The organism is Treponema vincentii (assembly GCF_010365865.1).
Taxonomy (GTDB): domain Bacteria; phylum Spirochaetota; class Spirochaetia; order Treponematales; family Treponemataceae; genus Treponema.
Genome location: NZ_CP048020.1, coordinates 1 through 18,100, shown reverse-complemented (window position 1 = coordinate 18,100; position 18,100 = coordinate 1). Strand labels below are relative to the sequence as shown.

Here is an 18,100-nt window from a genome sequence, read left to right as displayed (position 1 = left end):
TTCTCAGTAAAACAAAGTTCAGTTTTATTCTACTATAGTTTTTATCTTTTGTCTTGCATACTGTTTAATATTTTCGGGAAAAGCACTCGCTGCGATGGTAAATAGTGCTTTTACAGCTGAACCGGCAGTCTGTTTATCACCATATTTTGCAATTTCAGTCAAAGCATCACAGGCGGCATACGCGGGTTCATAGACGCGTACCCCACAACGCTGTAGCAACAGTTGTATCGATTCGATCGAACTTGTGTCAGGGTCGGCAGCAATAAATCCCAATGCACGGATAATTGCGACAGCTAAGGTTGGGTCGGAAGTTTTTGATGCCTCATCGAGTAAAATCGTCCGATACTCCAATGATTCTAATAGTCCGAGTAATTCCGCTGCCCGAGCCCGCTCATAAATCGTAAAATTGTATGGGAAATACGCTGCCTTCTGATTGTTTGTTAAAATAGTTTGCAGGGTAAGTGCGTATGCCGCTTCATTTGTACCGAGTGTTCCTTTTGTAATGGCTTCATCGATGCTCGATAGTAGTGAGCCCGTATCTCCATAGGGAACGAAAAAAGGAAGTACTTGCGTTTTTTCTTGTGTTTTCAAAATGTGATACTGAGGCGGCGCTTCCGGCTGCGGATTGCTTTGCATAATTTTTGTATCCAGTCGCCAGCTGTTGATGACCCAATCATCAACGGCAATAAGGATGCCGCTTGATGTAATAACCGGCAGAAAAGCGGAGGCGACAATTTTTTGTTCCCGCTTTACGGTTCCCGTTCCGCTGATAATTGCTGCTATACTTTTACAGGCAATATAATATTCACCATCCGTCTTGGAATAATATACTGGAAGCGCTATGCGGCTACTCAACTTTGCCATCCAGTTAATTTTATTTGAGGCAATGTCCCGCCCCGAAACGGTACCGTCGGCATATATGCACACCAGTTCATCGCCGGAATTTTGTATAAACAGCGGAACGGGCTCCTGCGCTTGCCAAACTGCAAAACCATTGTCGGTTGCTGCACCGACTTTTTCTTGCCCTACGGTTTTTTCATTCTGTCCGGCATTGGTTGTATGCTGTGCAACGGCTTCAGCGGTTGTTTTCCTGTTTCCAGTAGAGACCGTTTCGCTGCGGTAATAGGCGAGGATGCCGTCACCGGTGCTCATCACATACCCGCCGGGAGCAGCGGAAAGTACGGCAATATCTTTTTTTAAAGTCTTTGTGTTTAACACCTGTCCGGTGAGGGAAATAGTTAAAAAATCTTTGTTCGTAAGGATCAGCAATAATGACGCTGCTCCCGTTTCGCATAACTGCCGGGCCGGCGGAGAGGATAATTTCACCTGCCACTTAAGTTTCCCTTTTACGGAAAAACAGTAAAGATTGGATCGCGTAAGTACGCATATTCTACCGTCGGTTGTACTGTAAGGGGCATAGATAGCCGGTTCCGGCAGCTGCACCGACCACAGATAAATCCCCTGACCGGAAACAGCCTGCAGCATCCTCGACGCATCCGCAATAATCAGTATACCGGAATGGGAAACGGTCAAAAACGGTTTTATCGTTCGTTCAATATTTCTCCGCCACACAAAGGAACCGGTGTAATCGATACAGTTAAGAGCCTGATCCGAGCTTAACGTATAAATATATTCTCCATGTAAGACCGGATCGCAGAGTGTTTCGCCCGCCATAACCGCCGACCATTGGGCTTGCTCTATTTGTGCGGTTTGTGCAGTAAGTAGGCTTACCGGGATAAATAAAAGAACGAACGAAAGGATCGCTGTAGATAAGGTGACTAAAAAATACTTCGAGTTTTTCATCGTATAAAAATTCCTAAAAGTTCGCAGTGGTGCGTTTGCGGATAAAAGTCGAATAACCGGTACTCAATAAATCGGTACCCCAATGCGGTTAGTTTTTTTGCATCGCGGACAAAGGTTGCGGGGTTGCAGGAAACATAGTGAATACGCGGAATTTTTGCTTGCCCCAAATAGATAAGGACTCGTTCATGGATACCCTGCCGCGGGGGGTCGATAACGATGGCATCATAAGTGAGTTGTGCAGCGGGGATATCCGGCCAATCGGCATCGGAAACTGTATGGAAAAAGCATCGGCAGGGGCTGTTTTTTTCCGCAATAATCCGGTCAAGATTTTGCTTTGCCGTGATAAGTGCCCGTTCGTTGTGTTCCACCAAGTGAAGTTCGGCCGCTTTGCCCGTTAAAAAAGCGGAGAACGTACCGACGCCGGCATAAAAATCGAGTATTCGTGTGCATCGAGGAAGATCGGATACCGGTTCAATCAGTTTTTCCAGCGCTGCAATATTCGACTGAAAAAAGCCGAATACGTTAAAGTTCAGTACGGTGCCATTTACCCGTGCCGAAGCATTGGGACGGACAGGGCTGTACACCACCGCATCTTGTGCAAAAACATGGAGCCGATCTTTATCCATCTTTTTATTATGAGGAAAAAGGTTTTGCAGTCCGCCTTGCTGCAAAACGGTACGCAACGCAGGTGCCGCAATAGGACAGTCGCGTACGGGAATAACCGTGTTGCTCGAAACCCCATGCATCCCGATTGTTCCGTTTTTATCCGTATGGAATTGAAACCGATTTCGATATTCCCATGCGGGTCCCGCAATAAAAATCGGTGGACGTTCCGGTGTAATATGCGCCCTGTCGAAAAGCTCTGCAACCATTATCTGCCGGAGTGATTGCTGAAAGTCGTCATCCGCAATTTGCAGATTACATCCGCCGCAGTGTCCGAAATACGGGCAGGGCGGTTCAATCCGGTGCGGAGAAGGAGTAAGAACTTTTTTAATGGCGGCTTCGCTGTAATCGCGTTTATTTACCGTAACGGTAATATCGAGTTCTTCATCGGGAAGTGCAAAGGGGATAAACACGGTTTTCCCGTCAACCCGCGCAAGAGCTTTTCCTCCGAATACGATCTTTTCCGTAGTAACCCGCATAAAGTGTAGTATACAGGAAACCGGACGTTTTATAAAGCAGCCGCGGAGACAGAAACGGTCGGCGCTGCCGTTATTTCAAATACACAAACGGGATATCATCGATGCGTTGGAGCCGGATAGCGCCGCAGCCTTTTTCTGCGTACATAACATTCAGCATCGCGGTGATGTTGCGTTCAAAATCGGGATTGCTTTTTTCTTCCACGGCTGCGATACCTCCGCCGTAAATGCAGTAGACAAGGTCGGCGTATTGCAAGGCAAGCGCGGGGTTATGAATAGAAACGAGTACCGTCTTGTGCGCTTTTGTGCAAAGCTTACGGGTAATCTGCATAATCTTATGCTCGTTGTAAAAATCGAGATTGGCGGTCGGTTCATCCAAGAGGATGATGGGCGCATCCTGTACCATGCCGCGGGCAAGCATCACAAGCCGCGATTCCCCGGAGCTGAGCTGACTGTAATAGCGGTCTGCGAATTGCGTTAAGCCGAATACCTCAAGCGCATGATCGACATATTCCCAATCTTTTCGCGACGGGGCTTGCAGCGCGGTTTGATGGGGATTACGCCCCATCACGACAAAGTCGCGTACCGTGTAGGTAAATACGCCGGAATGTCCCTGCGGAATGTAACATACTTTTTGGGCAAATCGCTTTCGTGTAAGCTGCGCCGCATTTTCTCCCAATACCGAAAGCGTACCGGACGCGGGCATATCCAATCCGGCAAGCAGCCGCAACAGCGTAGTCTTGCCCGCTCCGTTAGGGCCTATCAGCGCAATAACCTGTTGCTGCGGAATATGCAGCCGGAGGTCTTTCAGAATAGGCTGAGTTCCCCGCACCGCCGTAACGCCGTCAAGCTCAAAAGCCGCGTTCATATTCCAATCCAAATATCGTTGTTCCGGCGGAGCATCAACTGCGCAAGAATCGGCGCGCCGATGACAGCCGTGATAATACTGACCGGTATCTCATTGCCGGACAGGGAGCGGGCAACGGTATCCGCAAACAGCAGCAGGGCGGCGCCGCACATAAAAGAAAGCGGGGCAACCTTGTAATTGTTATTGCCGAACAGCAGCCGGATAACATGCGGCGCAATAAGCCCGATCCAACTGATGATGCCGGCGGCGGACACGACGCTTGCAACCAACAATGTCGAGGTGATAATAAACAGCAGCCGCATCTTTTTAACCGGCGTACCGAGCGCCGCCGCTTCTTCATCACCGAGCGAGAGAATATTGAGCTGCCTGCGGAACAGGATAATAAAGCTGCATCCCGCAACGGCAATCGGCAAAAAGGCGGCGAGCTTTTTCCACGTGATAACGTTAAAACAGCCCATCAGCCAGAACTCCAGAGCAGGCAGCTCATTGAGCGGATCCGCCGTGTATTTGATAAGGGATACGCCTGCTCCGGCAAGCGCATTGATGATGACGCCTGCAAGCACAAGGCGTATCAGACTGTGTTCTCCGCCGATGTTCGAAAGCTGCAACACAAGCAATGTCGCCCCGATGCCGCCCGCGAAGGCGCAGAGCTGGATGCCTGCCGAACTTGTATGGAGCAGCACGATACCGATTGCCGCGCCGAGGGAAGCGCCGGTAGAAACACCGATGATGTCAGGCGCCACCAGCGGATTGCGGAACAGGCTTTGCAGGCTTACCCCGCTCAACCCGATTGCACCTCCTGAAAGAAAGACAAAGAGGGTGCGCGGCAGCCGGATGTTCATAAAGATATTGTAATCGGCTGTAGTTACCGCTGCAAATGCATCGGTGCGGAACAGGATGGAAAGTATCTTAATGAAAGAGAGCGGATAACGCCCCCAGCTCAGCGAGAATATCAGCGTCGCCAGAGGCATTATGAAAGCTGCACATATCAGTTTAGTCCGGTACCGCATCTGCATTGAAGGGTTTTATTTTACATTAAGGGAAGCGAGGTCTTTTTCTTTACCGAAGAAGTCCCGATAAAAAGCCTTGGTTTTTTCCGCCAAATAATCGGCAGGAACTTTTCCCGGATGCAGTTTATCGGCAAGCCAGATAACACCGAGGCATGAGCACGGAATGGGAGAATCCCACTCATCAACATTTGACGGGAATACATAGACTTTGCCGTTATCCACTGCGGGAATGCCCTTCCATTCAGCCTTTCCGGTGAGTTCTGCCGGAGTTACCTTCGATCCCGTTGCGGCAACGATAACCTGCGGGGCATATTTTTGCACCTGTTCCAGCGATACTTTTGTCCAATAGACATCGGTAATATCATCGCTTACTAATTTCCCGCCCGCTGCCGCAACGAGTTCCGCTTGGAACATCTTGGGGCTGAGCGCGTTCAGAGGATCGGAGCGGCTGGCCACATAAACGGATACCGCCGGTTCGCCTTTTACGAAACCTGCGACATCATTTAAGATTGTCTTATAAAAAGTGAGGAGTTTTTGTGCTTGTTCGCGATTACCGGAAGCGGCGCCGAGCATTTCAACATAGCTGAAAAAATTCTTCATCGTTTCAGGCTCAATCACCAATGCGGGAACACCGAGCGCTTCGATTTGAGGAAGCTGCTGCGCGGCTTTAAACGGCACTAAAATGAGGTCGGGAGACAGAGACGCAACCGCTTCGAGGTTCAAATTCTTTGCGCCGCCGCATGCGGGCTTATCCGCCAGTTCGGGAGCGAATTCTTTAATAAACGGCCGACCGCTTTTTCCGCCGTCGCCCGACACGATATATTCCCGACAGCCGATTGCCAATGCCGTGTTGCTGAGAATATAAAACGGCGCGACAATCCGCTCCGGCTTTTTTGGGATAACAACGGTTCTGCCCTGATGATCGGTTACGGTTGCAAAACCTTCCGATGCTTTTTTGTCCTGCTTTCCGCCTGCCCATACCGGCAAAGCTGCGAGCATCACAACCAAGATTGCCAATGAACAAAGTTTTTTACACATAGCGTCCTCCTTTTATAGACTTAGATAGACGTTAACATAATCTTCTTAATAAACGCAACCCCGTCTGCAAGCTCTTTATCGTCAGGATGTCCTTTCCCTAAGCCGCCGAACAGCTTGAATGGCCCGAAAGTATCAAATCCCTTGCATTCGAACTCCCCTAATACGGTAAAACCGTTCGTCTGTAAATAGCCGGCAAATTTTTTTGCATATCGACCTTTTCCCACTCCGCTCGTACATACGACAAAGGCATGGTTCGGAAGTTCATGCCGGTGCTGTTTCAAAAATGCATATATCGATTTGTGGAACCTTCCCGCATATATTCCCGAAGCGAAGCCGACACAGTCATATTCCGAAAAATCGACATTTTGAGCTTGTTCTGCCTTAAACAGCGTTACCGGCATGTCGTGCGCCATTGCCGTAACTACTTTTTCCGTATTTCCATGATGAACCGATGCATAGATAATTGCCGCTTTTTTCATAAAATCTCCCTATATATAATTTTAAAAACAATGCCGATCGATGTGCTTACATTATTCGACAGTGTCTTATTTTTAACGGTGCGATTGTACTATTTTTCGGAGAGCGATGCAAATGATAAATCAGGGTAAACGCATCAGGTCGTTTTTTTAACATTCCCGCAGAAAAATCGATACTATTCTACCGAACTGCCAAGGATGGCAGTGGTTCCATACAGTAGTGATGTTTTGTGCACGCACAAAACTCGCCTTCAACTGATGTACATGGACGTACAACAGTTGAAGATGGTTCAAATGGTCTCACAGTCTCAATTTTTCCGCGGCTTTTATTTACTCTACCTGATGCGTTTACCCGCCTGTTGAAAAAAATGTGCGAAATTTTAAGCAAAATTTCGCACAGGAGGAAGGCAACCGCTAAAAATATTTTTAATGCGGTTGCCCTGCCGATAAATATTCCGGTATGGAAAATAAGCTCTTGGCGTGATAAAATCAGCATAAGGAGAATTATGACACCAGAAGAAATAAAGAAACTCATTCAAAACGGTGAAAAAATAGATGTTGAATTTAAAGAATCAAAGAATGCCTTATCAAAAGACGTATATGATTCCGTTTGTTCTTTTAACAATAGAAACGGCGGTCATATAGTATTAGGAGTTAACGACAAAAGAGAAATTACCGGCGTTAATCCTGACAAGATTGATAAAATAATAAAGGAATTTACAACAGCTATTAATAATTCGCAAAAAATATATCCGCCTTTATACTTAACACCTGTTTCAATAGATATGGAAGGCAAGAAACTTATTTATATCAAAGTTCCAAAAGGCTGTCAGGTGTGCAGGCACAATGGGCGCATTTGGGATAGGTCTTACGAGGGTGATATAAATATTACCGATAATGCGGAACTGGTATATAAGCTTTATGCGCGGAAGCAAAGCACCTATTTTGTAAATAAGGTCTATCCTAATTTGGGAATAGATTGTTTAAACTCAGCGGTAATTGAAAAAGCACGAAAAATGGCTATTGCAAGGAATCAAAATCATTTATGGAAGGGTATGAATGATGAAGAACTTCTGAGAACGGCTAATTTAATTTTAATTGATCCGGAAACAAACAAAGAAGGTATTACCTTAGCTGCAATTTTATTATTTGGAAAAGACAACGCCATTATGTCCGTTTTATCACAGCATAAAACGGATGCACTATTTAGAGTAGAGAACAAAGACCGATATGATGACAGAGATGTCGTCATTACCAATCTGATTGACAGTTATGATAGGCTTATCAACTTTGGCAGAAAGCATTTGAATGACTTGTTTGTTCTAGAGGGCATTGTTAATGTCAATGCAAGAGATAGAATACTCCGAGAAGTAGTTTCCAACACATTAGCTCACAGGGATTATTCAAGCGGATTTCCTGCGAAAATGATTATCGATGATGAAAAAATTGCTATCGAAAACAGCAATGTAGCACATGGGATAGGCGCATTGGATTTGCAAAAATTCGAACCGTTTCCTAAAAATCCGTCGATATCTAAAGTCTTTAGGGAAATTGGAATTGCCGATGAGCTTGGTTCCGGTATGCGTAACACCTATAAGTACACACAGCTGTATTCGGGAAAAAATCCTATTTTTGAAGAAGGAGATATATTCAGAACGATTATTCCACTCAAGAAGATTGCGACGGAAAAAGTCGGCGAAAAAAATGTCCCTCACAATGTCCCTCACAATGTCCCTCAGAATGTCCCTCACAATGTCCCTCAGAATGTCCCTCAGAATAAGAAAGAACTGATTGAATTTATAAAGGCAAAGGTGAGGTCAAATAATAAGATTACAAGGCAAACTATTGCAGATAGTGCCGGCGTAAGTGTAAAAACTATCCAGAGAACCATAAAAGAGATAGAGAATTTACGATATATCGGTACCGGAAATAACGGATATTGGGAACTTAATTAGAAACGTAAAAAATTTGAACAGGAATAAAACGATCGGCGTATGGAATTAGATTTTAAGCATGCTTCATTACGGGAAATAATTGACTATGCTCCCGATCTCCGTAGGGAGGCGTATGTAGATGCGACGCTACGGATGCAGGCGGATGATAATATCGTTGGAGTGTTCGGCTCTGCGTATTCGGAAGCTCAGTCTCCCGTTATTGACGAAGCACTCATCTACGGCTGCGGTCTTGTGCCGGTGCCGATTGTCGGAGTGGACGCCTTTATTTTTAAGCACGGTGATTATCCTGCCTGCGATGTAATCAAGAGCACGATGGTATATTTAACGACGCAAAAATGTCCGCTGCTGTATTCTTCCAAGATGTATGTGCTTGATGGCTGTTGCCCTGCTGTCGAAACCGCATTCCGGCACTGTACGCAAAAACTTGTGCATATATACAACGACGCTGCAACACTCAAGACAGTGCTGCAACAGGTGTATGGCTGCGAGTATTCCGCTGCCCGCTATCAAGAATCGAAGTCTGCGTTTCTAACGCTGAATCGCTTGCTGCAGCAGCTTGAGCAAAGTGTTCTTTCCGGCAATGACTTTGGGGTGCTCGCTTTTTATTCCCGTTTTATCTTTGAGCTTGAAGAACGGATCGCCTTCTTGACGCGGGTATGCGAATTGCTTTCCTCCACAGCAACCGGCGAACATTCATCTCATTCACCGAAAAAACGAGAGCCTGTTTCAATTCATTGTCCCGACGGCATCATACAAAAAATCAAACCGGCTGCCGGAAATTATTTTAAGCCGGTATGGGTGCAGGCAGGGCGTTCCACCGATATTGCGTGCGCGGGATGTATCTATCCCGCGGCTGAGTATGTGGGGTATTGAGGGAGCTGTTCTTAACTTCTCGTTGAACCGTCCTAATAATGAAACTGTGCAATATACCAACAGCAATTCTTAATTATTCCTGCACGGAATATTGAAATTTTTTTGAATCCCAAAAAATTTCTGAAATTCTTGTCTCATAATTGTCAATAACAGCAGAATATTTGCTTCTTTCTAACTTCATTGAATGCATTTTTTTATTCACATCGAGAATAAAACAAATATCATCTTGTGCAGGTAAAGTTATCTTAAATGCTCCATTATGGAATTCCCAAAACTCCAAAGTCGCACCTTCTTCTGAGTATGCTGATTGAGCAAACATAAGTTCTGTAATTCCATTCTCATTAAAATCTCCTACCCAACCAAAACGATAGGGCTTGCCTAATGCTGATAAGTCCTGTTCCATTTTCAAAGATTTATAAAAAGAATCCATGTTTTCTTCATAATTATAATAGCAGCAATTGATTTTTAATTCTCCCCACAATTTAGGCTTTTCGTTATGAACCTCATATAAGAATGTTTTCTGCACCGTTTTTGATGCGTTTTTAATTTTTACAGCATCACAAAAAATAATGATAGAAGTCTCTTCTTTAGAAATGAAGTTTCCGATGGCATAATCTATGATATAGAAATTGTTAGGAATAGAATATGAAATATCTTTTAATAAAGCAGTATCGCTATTTTGTGCATATATTGCAACCGTAGAAAAAACATATAAGACACAGAGTATGTCTATCTTTTTCATGGTATTACTCCTTTGAGGAGAATATGTTAATGAAAGACCGAGTGTTTATTTCACCACGATATTGCCTTTGGAATCTGCAATGGAAATACGCGCGACAACCGAATAATTAAAATCCAGATAATCATCTTGAATGCCGTCGGAAAAGATGATGCCGTTTTCTCCCATCCTCGATTCAACGCAGAAATCCGTACCGGGGGTGATAGAACCGAAAATAATCTTTGTACCGGTGTTGACGCTCGGGAACGGTTCCCTCACGGCAAAGGTGAGTTGTTCTTTGCCCCAATCGATGACGGACTTCGCTTTAATTGCGAGCGATTGTTTTGATAAGCGGCCGGTAATTCCCGAAGCGCCTGCCAATACGCTTTTCATCCAACCGGAGCGTCCGAGCGGCGTAGAAACGATAATGCCGCTTGAAGATTGATTTTCTACGGCTCCGTCAACCGTAATAGCATACCGCGCCGACGCATGATTTTTAACACCGATAAAAAAATCGTTGACGGCATACAGCACCTGATTATCGGAAAGCTGTACTTTCGCTTTGGTAACCTGCTTTACGGTTGCCTCATCATTCAATGCCTGCCTGATAACCGTTCCGGCCTCATCTACGGAAAACTGAGACAGGACGCCGTCCCACCTGCTCGGGTCGGGATTAATGCCGATCAGTTTTTGCGCTTCCAGATATTTCAGAGTATTGGCAATAAGGCCGTCCTGTCCGACGGTAATAACCGTATCATTTTTGCCGAATATAAAATTCGGTAAAAATTTCCAGTCGATAACTTGTACGTTGCCGATACCTTGCGCGGTTTTTACCAGCCTATCCAATACCGCATAGTACGTTTCGTGTTCCGCTTCATAATCCTTAAAATCCGCATTCAGATGTTCGATGTAAAATTGAGCCTGCTGCTTTGTATTAAACCGCGCGACAAGCGCGTCCAAACGAGTCGGACGGCGGATAATAATCAGCCTGTCCATTATTTTTTCATCAGCTGCTGTAACAGTTCCGAACTGATGTTCAGCTCGCCGATTTTACCGGCATTTTCCGCGAGCCCGGTAAATGCATTTGCGATCAGCTTTTCGGGCGCCATACCGATTGAAGAAAGCGCTTTGATAATTTCGGGATTGATCTTGGACATCGGCTCCAGAACGGCGTTCAGCGAATAGGCTTTAATATCCGCTTCGGTCTTCTTGTTCTTAACGGAAATTTCAATAAGCTTCGCATTTTCCTGCTCCTGCTTAATTTTGAACGCCATATCTTCCTGTAAAATAACCCGTTTCTTTTCTTGAACCGTTCGTTTCCCCTCCATGTGCGCTTCCATAATTTGCCGCTGTTTTTCTTCAACTGCGATCTGCGTATTCAATTCATTTTCTTTTATTTTCCGCTCCTGCTCTACCGCTGCATTACGCCGCTTGTACACCGCATCATCCGCTTCGCGCAGAATATTTTCTCGCGTTTCCGCTTCCAACGCCCGCGCTGTTTCTTTGTTCGGCAAGATTGAAAGAATATTGATATTTGTGATTGTGATTCCCAAATTTTGCAGATATTCATTGTGCTGCACCGCTTCTTTTAATGCTCCTGCAATTCGATCAATTGATTGTATCGCTTCCCGCAAAGGCAGCTTGGAAACTTCGGTTTTGGTCATCGTATTTACCAAATTGATAATAATCCGGCTCAATTTTTCAGGATCATCCGAGAGGTACGCATAATTTTTAAGATCGACGGAGAAATTAACTTGATCGATAATTTTTTCGGTATCTGTTATTTTATAGATCAAATCACCTTGTATGGTCAGCGTTTGATAATCGCTCGAAAGCTCTTCAAACATGAACGGTACGTTTTTTGTTTCAAGCGGAACGGTAATAATCGAAGTCGAAGGTTTATAAAACCAAAACGAAAGCCCGCGCCCTTTTTTTACCACACGTCCTTTTTTAATTACGTGAATATACTCATTTGGTTCAAATTTTACAAATCGCAATCCGAACATATCGGCTCTCCTCTGATAACTGATACAGCATAATGCAATGACTTTTTATACTTAATCCAATCTTGTTATTTTGATAAACCGTACTTCTTGCCTGTAAGCGCTTACTATCGTAATAATTGAGGCCAGTATTAAAATTCCACCGTTTACCAATAAATCTCTTTTAACCAGCTTTGCGATATCCGGTTCGGTGATTATAAGCTCCGGCGTTTCTTTTAAAGCATCGAAAAAGCTGATATGCTCAATATCCGGCGCTTCATTTATGGCATCGTATATACGCCAGCCGTATTCCAAGACAGTTGCCGCTGCGAGCGCTATGCCCAGTACAATCAAAATCATAACGATGGCTTTTACGGTTAATTTTTTCCCCAGTCGTTTGTATACAGTATAGGATATTGCGCTGAGTAAGACTGGAATCGCCCAAACATAGAGGTTCATTTTTCCGACGATAACATACAGTAAGATCCCCGCTAATGCAACGCCGATAACGCCCAATGTACCGAGTAAAAAATTTTCTTGCGTATTTTTGTCTTTTTCTTTTTGAGCGGTAAGATCGGCTTCTTTTTCCGCCCGTTCAGCTTCGGTTAGATACAGGTATTGCAGTCCTATTTGAAACAACCGTATCGTTCCATCATTTTTACCATAGATAAATCCGCCGGATTTATACTTATTTTCTACAAGGAACGGGATTACGGTATCATTCAGTAAATTGAATGTTTTCTTATAGTTACCTAATGCCGGTATAGGATATTCAAGGATTAATGTTGCGTTATCGATACGCGTTTTTACCTTTTTTATTTCGCAAAGCCGCGGCTGCAAAAGAGCGAGCATGTCTTCTCCATCAGCCTCTTTAGAGGCGCCGATGGTAAGGATACATTTTTTCGCATTGGTATCCACGCGAAAAATCGTATAAAACCCTTGCAGCATCCCTGCATATACATTCTTATATTTTTTAAATTGATAATCCGTTGATAAAAAATCTAAACTTCCCATGAGTGTTCCTCTTTGAGTAAATAAGTTGCGCCGCAAATAATGAGGTGCTTTTGAAAATGAATTCTTCTGTGGCTATAGGGTATGTCTAAAAAGATAAAGAGACGGAAGGCTGTACGAACCGTATCGGCTCAGTCCGTATCACCGAAACTATATCATAGCTTCCGTCTCTTATCGTTTAAGATCAGCTTACGCGATAATGCCCATCTCTTTTCCGACTTTTTCGAAGATAGCGATAGCGCGGTCGAGCTGTTCGGTGGTGTGTCCTGCCGTTACCATACAGCGGACACGTCCGGTGCCCTTGGGTACGGTTGGGAACACGATCGGTCCGATGAATAAGCCGTTATCGAACAGCTTTTTGGAGAACTCAAGGGTCTTCGCTTCTTCCCCGATGATGACCGGCGTAATGGGGGTTTCGCTGTGTCCGGTGTTAAAGCCGAGGCGGGCGAGCTTTTCTTTGAAGTAGCGGGCGTTTTTCCACAGCCGGTCAGTGTATTCGGTTGATTCCATCAGCATTTTGATGGCTTCGATACATGCGCCGATAGCGGCGGGGGGGAGTCCGGTGGAGAACAGGAAGGGGCGTCCGCGGTTTTTCAGCCAGTCGATGGTAACCTGCTTACCGGCAACATAGCCGCCGACAACGCCGATTGCCTTGGACAGGGTGCCGATTGCAAAGTCTACTCTGCCGTGCAAGTGGAAGTGGTCAACGGAGCCGCGTCCGCTTTCGCCTAATACACCGCTGGCATGGGCGTCATCCACGTAGGTTAAGCACTCGTATTTTTCTGCAAGGGCAACGATTTCCGGCAACTTGGCAATGTCGCCGTCCATGGAGAACACGCCGTCAGTGATGATGAGGATGTTGCGGTAGTTGGGGCGCTTCTCTTTTAAAACCCGCTCCAAGTCTGCCATGTCGGAGTGCTTAAACACTGCCTTATCGGCTTTTGAAAGGCGGGAGCCGTCAATGATGGATGCATGGTTTAATTCGTCGGATAGGATGAGGTCGCCTTTGTCGGTAACCGCTTGGATAACCCCTGCGTTGCAGTTAAAACCTGACTGGAAGGTGAGTACCGCTTCTTCCCGCTTGAACTTTGCCAGTAGTTCTTCTAGCTCATCGTGGATTTTCATGTTTCCGATGATGGGGCGGACAGCGCCGGCTCCCGCTCCGTAAGTCTCAATAGCTGCGATTGCCGCCTTCTTTAAGCGGGGATGGTTTGCAAAGCCCAGATAGTTGTTTGATGAAAGATTGATAACCTTCTTTCCATTGATAACGCATTCTGCTTCGTTCGGCCCGTCAAGGGTTACCGGTACCTTATACAAGCCTTGATCTTTTAATTCCTGTACTTTTTGTTGTAAAAAAGCCATTTCGTGAATATTGCTCATTGTTTTCTCCTCTTCAATGAAATTTAATGCTCATTGGAACGTTTCTTTATTTCCGTGCCGACTGATACGCAACGCCGAGTCGCTTGCTCAGTTTTTCCAGCATATCGACGGTCATGGTTTCCAGTGTGTATTCGGGTTTCCAGTTCCATTCATTCCGTGCGCAGGTGTCATCGATGGAGTTAGGCCATGAATCGGCGATTGCCTGCCGCATGGGATCAACCTTGTAAGTCATTTGGAATTCCGGGATGTGCTTTTTAATTTCCGCTGCGATAATTTCCGGCGTGAAGCTCATCGAGGCGATATTAAAGGCGTTACGGTGGATTAACTTTGACTCATCTGTTTCCAAAAGCTGCTGAACTGCTTTGAGGGCATCGGGCATATACATCATGTCCATATAGGTGCCTTCTTTAATAAAGCACTCGTATTTTTTGTTCTTGAGCGCTTCGTAATAAATGTCAACGGCATAGTCGGTAGTGCCGCCGCCCGGAGGAGTTGTATACGAGATGAGGCCGGGGAAGCGCACGCCGCGGGTGTCAACACCGAAGCGCTTGTGGTAGTAGTCACAGAGCAGTTCGCCTGAAACTTTGGTTACGCCGTACATCGATGTCGGGCGCTGGATGGTGTCCTGAGGCGTTTTGTCTTTTGGAGTACCCGGCCCGAAGGCTGCGATAGAGCTGGGGACAAAGAATCGGTATTTGTTTTCCCGGGCAATTTCCAGCATATTATATAATCCGTGGATGTTGATGTTGAATGCCATTTGCGGATCGCGTTCCGCAACAGCGGAAAGGAGCGCTGCTAAGTGAATGACAGTATCGACCTTATATTTTTTACATGCATCAGCAACCTTCTGCGGTTCCAATACGTTTAATTGCTCAAACGGCCCGGATTCAAGGACTTCCGGCATGTCTTTTTTAACTACATCACTTGCAATTACATTGCTGCCGCCGTAGGTCTTGCGTAGGTGCATAACCAGCTCACTGCCGATTTGACCGAGGGCTCCTGTTACCAGTATTGTTTTCATATTACCTCCTATAAAAACTTTTGCAGGAAATATCAATTTCCGAAAAAATTTTTAGCCGTGCGCATAATGCGCACATAACAATAATCGAGTTTGCAACGCAAACTTGAAATAAAAAGTATCGGCGATAATTTCAGACGGTACTTTTTATGATACCTCCTCAGATAATACACTTTTACCTTCGCACGAAATTTTAAATAAAATTTCGTGTATTTTATTTTAAGGAAGGGCAAACGCATCAGACAAATATGTAAAAATTCAGAATAAAAGTTTACCACATAGAACCGACGCTTTTGAAAAGAGACTTTTCGTTAGCCTTTTGAAAAGAGAGCGGTAGATACAAGGAGATAGGCAAAAAAGCACCGCAGGCGTATCTTTGATACGTTGAGGATACTTTTTTGCCGTACGACACAGTAGATACCCCTCTATTTTCAAAAGAACAGGTTGAACAGCCCCAATTATTTTGCGGGGTTATTAGGTAACTGTCTGATGCGGTTGCCCTGATATATTTAGTATATCACTGCTGTTCCGATTTTGCTATAATAAAATAATGAATGATACTATTTTGACAGATGAAGCCAAGGGCTTCACGAAGAAAAAGAATTTCTTGCCGGTTCTTTCCGGACTCTTTATCGGTGTTTTGGTTCTGTCGAATATTTTGGCAGTAAAAATGGTGCAGATCGGTCCGTTTGTTTTTGACGGTGGAACGCTGCTGTTTCCGTTTTCGTATATCTTCGGAGATGTGCTGACTGAGGTATACGGCTATCGGGATACGCGGAAAGTCATTTGGACAGGTTTTGTCGTCCTCATTTTTATGGCGTTCAATGTCTGGCTGGTGAGTATTTTGCCGGCAGAGGGCGGCTGGAATCTGCAAAGCGATTTTAATAATATTTTGCTGCAAATGCCTCGTATCAGCGCAGGTAGTATCTGCGGCTACTTTGTCGGTGAGTACAGCAATTCTACCGTTCTTTCTAAAATGAAAGTGCTTACCAGCGGTAAACATCTGTGGATGCGCACCATCGGTTCCACTTTGGTCGGAGAACTGCTGGACAGTGTCATTTTTGTGATGATTTCGTTTTCAGGGCTGTACGCATCTTCTGTTTTAATTATAATGGCTTTTTCCAATTATCTTTTTAAGACAACGATAGAGGTTGTCTGCACACCCTTTACCTATCTGGTTGTCAACTTCTTTAAAAAACACGAACAGCTTGATACCTACGACTATGGCGAGCGGTATAATCCACTGCCGCAGTTTAGCAGGTGATTTACAAAAAAACTACTTCAGTACGGCCTCAGAATGGTATTGTTAAGAAATATACATCCTGAGTACATTTCTGAATTATGAGTTTTCCTCAAGAAAACTCAATACTGTTTAGAACTACTAACGCCGCTACTCAATCCGATATACAGATATATCGGATTGAGCAAGACTTATCAGCGTTATTGGTTGGCGTTGGTGATGCGTTTTTTTAGCTCGGCGATGGTAACTTCCAGCGAAGGTTCAAGCGCTGTCTGTGTTTCTATTTTTTGATGCCCGTGCATAACTGTCGAATGGTCTCGTCCGCCTAATTCAACACCGATTTCCGTAGTGGAAAATTCGGTCATTTCACGAGCCAGATACATTGCCACCTGCCGTGGGAAAGAAACATTTTTTGTCCGTTTTTTTCCTTTTAAATCGATATATGAGATACCGAAATAGTCGGCAACGATTTTTAAAATCGTGTCGATTGAAATATTATGCTGACGGGGAGATCCGAACATGTCTTGTAAAAGTCGCTGCGCATTTTCGAGCGTAACGGGACCAGTCAGCTCCGAATACGCTTGTAATTTAGTGAGCGCACTTTCCAAATCACGGACATTGGAAGAAACATTCTTTGCAATTAGGTGTACTACTTCGTCGGGAACAGAAAAATGTTCATCTTGAAGCTTTTTAAATAAAATAGCACAGCGAGTTTCATACGAAGGTATCTTTAAGTCGATACTCAGACCGCGGGTAAAGCGGGAGCGGAGCCGGTCGGTTAAGTTTTTCAGTTCTTCTACCGGACGGTCGCAAGTAAATACGATTTGCTTATTATTTTCATAGAGGGCGTTAAAAGTGTGGAACAGCTCTTCTTGAGTCCCTTCTTTTTTCTCCAAAAAGTGAATATCATCAAGCAGCAACACATCCGCATTGCGGTATTTATTTTTAAATTCATGCATCTTATTTTTATTTACATGAGCGATATACTCATTTGTAAAGGTTTCCGCCGGGGCATACAAAATCTTCAAGTTGGTTGTTTGATACAAGGCATTGCCGATTGCCTGCATCAGGTGTGTCTTGCCCAATCCTACACCACCGTAAATTAGCAGCGGATTATAAGCCGTCCCGGGATTCTTTGAAACGGCAATCGCAGCATTTGCCGGAAGGGGGTTGTCGGCATCTATCACGAATTTATCGAATGTATAACGTTCATTCAGCAGCGGGTGCTTCTTTTTTTCTTCAGGCAGCGCCGTCTTTTGCGGTTCATGGGAAACTGATGCTAACGTCCCTGCCGGTTTATCTTTTTTAGGTACCGACTGAATATCCATTGCCTGCGGGGCTTTTATTTCAAATTCAATACTGATACGAGAGCCGAGCAGCTCCAATAACTTTTTTTCGATGAGAAGTTCATAGCGTTGCCGCACATTATCGCGATAAAAACCGGAAGGTACCGATAAAACGATTACGGTATCCGTTGCCCTCTCGTAGCCAATACGCGAGAACCACATGGATATTTCCTGTTCGCCTATTTCATCTTTTAATTGTTTTACGGTTTCTTCCCAAAAAATACGATAATCGCAACTATTCAT

The 18,100-nt window shown here is 44.8% G+C and carries 16 protein-coding genes; 3 read left to right on the top strand and 13 right to left on the bottom strand.

The window, feature by feature from the left end:
- Positions 1-24 precede the first annotated feature (24 nt).
- The 6 genes from GWP43_RS00080 to GWP43_RS00055 form a co-directional block, all read right to left on the bottom strand.
- On the bottom strand, positions 25-1,803 hold the full coding sequence (locus GWP43_RS00080; RefSeq protein ID WP_162661930.1) for an outer membrane protein assembly factor BamB family protein: 1,779 nt from the start codon (positions 1,801-1,803) through the stop codon (positions 25-27).
- Positions 1,800-2,945 (bottom strand): class I SAM-dependent RNA methyltransferase, encoded by a 1,146-nt coding sequence (locus tag GWP43_RS00075; RefSeq protein WP_162661929.1) that lies wholly within the window; start codon positions 2,943-2,945, stop codon positions 1,800-1,802. The genes GWP43_RS00080 and GWP43_RS00075 overlap by 4 nt, the downstream gene beginning before the upstream one ends.
- Before the next feature lie 70 nt (positions 2,946-3,015).
- Entirely contained in the window at positions 3,016-3,810 is a 795-nt protein-coding gene (locus GWP43_RS00070) for an ABC transporter ATP-binding protein (RefSeq protein WP_162661928.1), read from the bottom strand.
- The gene (locus tag GWP43_RS00065; protein ID WP_230977748.1) at positions 3,807-4,781 is read right to left on the bottom strand and encodes a FecCD family ABC transporter permease; all 975 of its coding nucleotides are present in this window, start codon (positions 4,779-4,781) and stop codon (positions 3,807-3,809) included. The genes GWP43_RS00070 and GWP43_RS00065 overlap by 4 nt, the downstream gene beginning before the upstream one ends.
- Before the next feature lie 54 nt (positions 4,782-4,835).
- Positions 4,836-5,858, bottom strand: a complete 1,023-nt coding sequence (locus GWP43_RS00060) for an ABC transporter substrate-binding protein (protein WP_162661926.1) — start codon at positions 5,856-5,858, stop codon at positions 4,836-4,838.
- Positions 5,859-5,878: 20 nt separating this feature from the next.
- Entirely contained in the window at positions 5,879-6,337 is a 459-nt protein-coding gene (locus GWP43_RS00055) for a flavodoxin domain-containing protein (RefSeq protein ID WP_162661925.1), read from the bottom strand.
- A 227-nt stretch (positions 6,338-6,564) separates the two neighbouring features.
- Between GWP43_RS00055 and GWP43_RS00050 the strand changes: the two genes are divergently transcribed.
- Complete coding sequence (locus tag GWP43_RS00050) at positions 6,565-8,289, top strand: RNA-binding domain-containing protein (protein WP_230977747.1); 1,725 nt, start codon at positions 6,565-6,567, stop codon at positions 8,287-8,289.
- Between the two features lie 39 nt (positions 8,290-8,328).
- Positions 8,329-9,162, top strand: coding sequence for a hypothetical protein (locus GWP43_RS00045; protein ID WP_162661924.1), 834 nt, complete (start codon positions 8,329-8,331; stop codon positions 9,160-9,162).
- A 73-nt stretch (positions 9,163-9,235) separates the two neighbouring features.
- Here the strand turns inward: GWP43_RS00045 and GWP43_RS00040 are convergent, their stop codons facing one another.
- From GWP43_RS00040 to GWP43_RS00015, 6 genes are all read right to left on the bottom strand, one after another.
- Positions 9,236-9,904 (bottom strand): hypothetical protein, encoded by a 669-nt coding sequence (locus GWP43_RS00040; RefSeq protein ID WP_162661923.1) that lies wholly within the window; start codon positions 9,902-9,904, stop codon positions 9,236-9,238.
- A 45-nt stretch (positions 9,905-9,949) separates the two neighbouring features.
- On the bottom strand, positions 9,950-10,876 hold the full coding sequence (locus GWP43_RS00035; protein WP_162661922.1) for an NAD(+)/NADH kinase: 927 nt from the start codon (positions 10,874-10,876) through the stop codon (positions 9,950-9,952).
- Positions 10,876-11,886: an SPFH domain-containing protein gene (locus GWP43_RS00030; RefSeq protein ID WP_162661921.1), complete on the bottom strand. Its 1,011-nt coding sequence runs from the start codon at positions 11,884-11,886 to the stop codon at positions 10,876-10,878. Before GWP43_RS00030 ends, GWP43_RS00035 begins: the two co-directional genes overlap by 1 nt.
- A gap of 51 nt (positions 11,887-11,937) precedes the next feature.
- Positions 11,938-12,876, bottom strand: coding sequence for a hypothetical protein (locus GWP43_RS00025; protein WP_162661920.1), 939 nt, complete (start codon positions 12,874-12,876; stop codon positions 11,938-11,940).
- A 186-nt stretch (positions 12,877-13,062) separates the two neighbouring features.
- Positions 13,063-14,253 carry a glycine C-acetyltransferase gene (locus GWP43_RS00020; RefSeq protein WP_162661919.1) on the bottom strand — a complete coding sequence of 397 codons (1,191 nt, stop codon included), beginning with the start codon at positions 14,251-14,253 and terminating at the stop codon, positions 13,063-13,065.
- A gap of 46 nt (positions 14,254-14,299) precedes the next feature.
- Complete coding sequence (locus GWP43_RS00015) at positions 14,300-15,274, bottom strand: L-threonine 3-dehydrogenase (RefSeq protein ID WP_162661918.1); 975 nt, start codon at positions 15,272-15,274, stop codon at positions 14,300-14,302.
- Positions 15,275-15,821: 547 nt separating this feature from the next.
- Between GWP43_RS00015 and GWP43_RS00010 the strand changes: the two genes are divergently transcribed.
- Positions 15,822-16,535, top strand: a complete 714-nt coding sequence (locus tag GWP43_RS00010) for a queuosine precursor transporter (protein ID WP_162661917.1) — start codon at positions 15,822-15,824, stop codon at positions 16,533-16,535.
- Positions 16,536-16,711: 176 nt separating this feature from the next.
- Here the strand turns inward: GWP43_RS00010 and dnaA are convergent, their stop codons facing one another.
- On the bottom strand, positions 16,712-18,100 hold the full coding sequence (gene dnaA, locus GWP43_RS00005; protein ID WP_162661916.1) for a chromosomal replication initiator protein DnaA: 1,389 nt from the start codon (positions 18,098-18,100) through the stop codon (positions 16,712-16,714).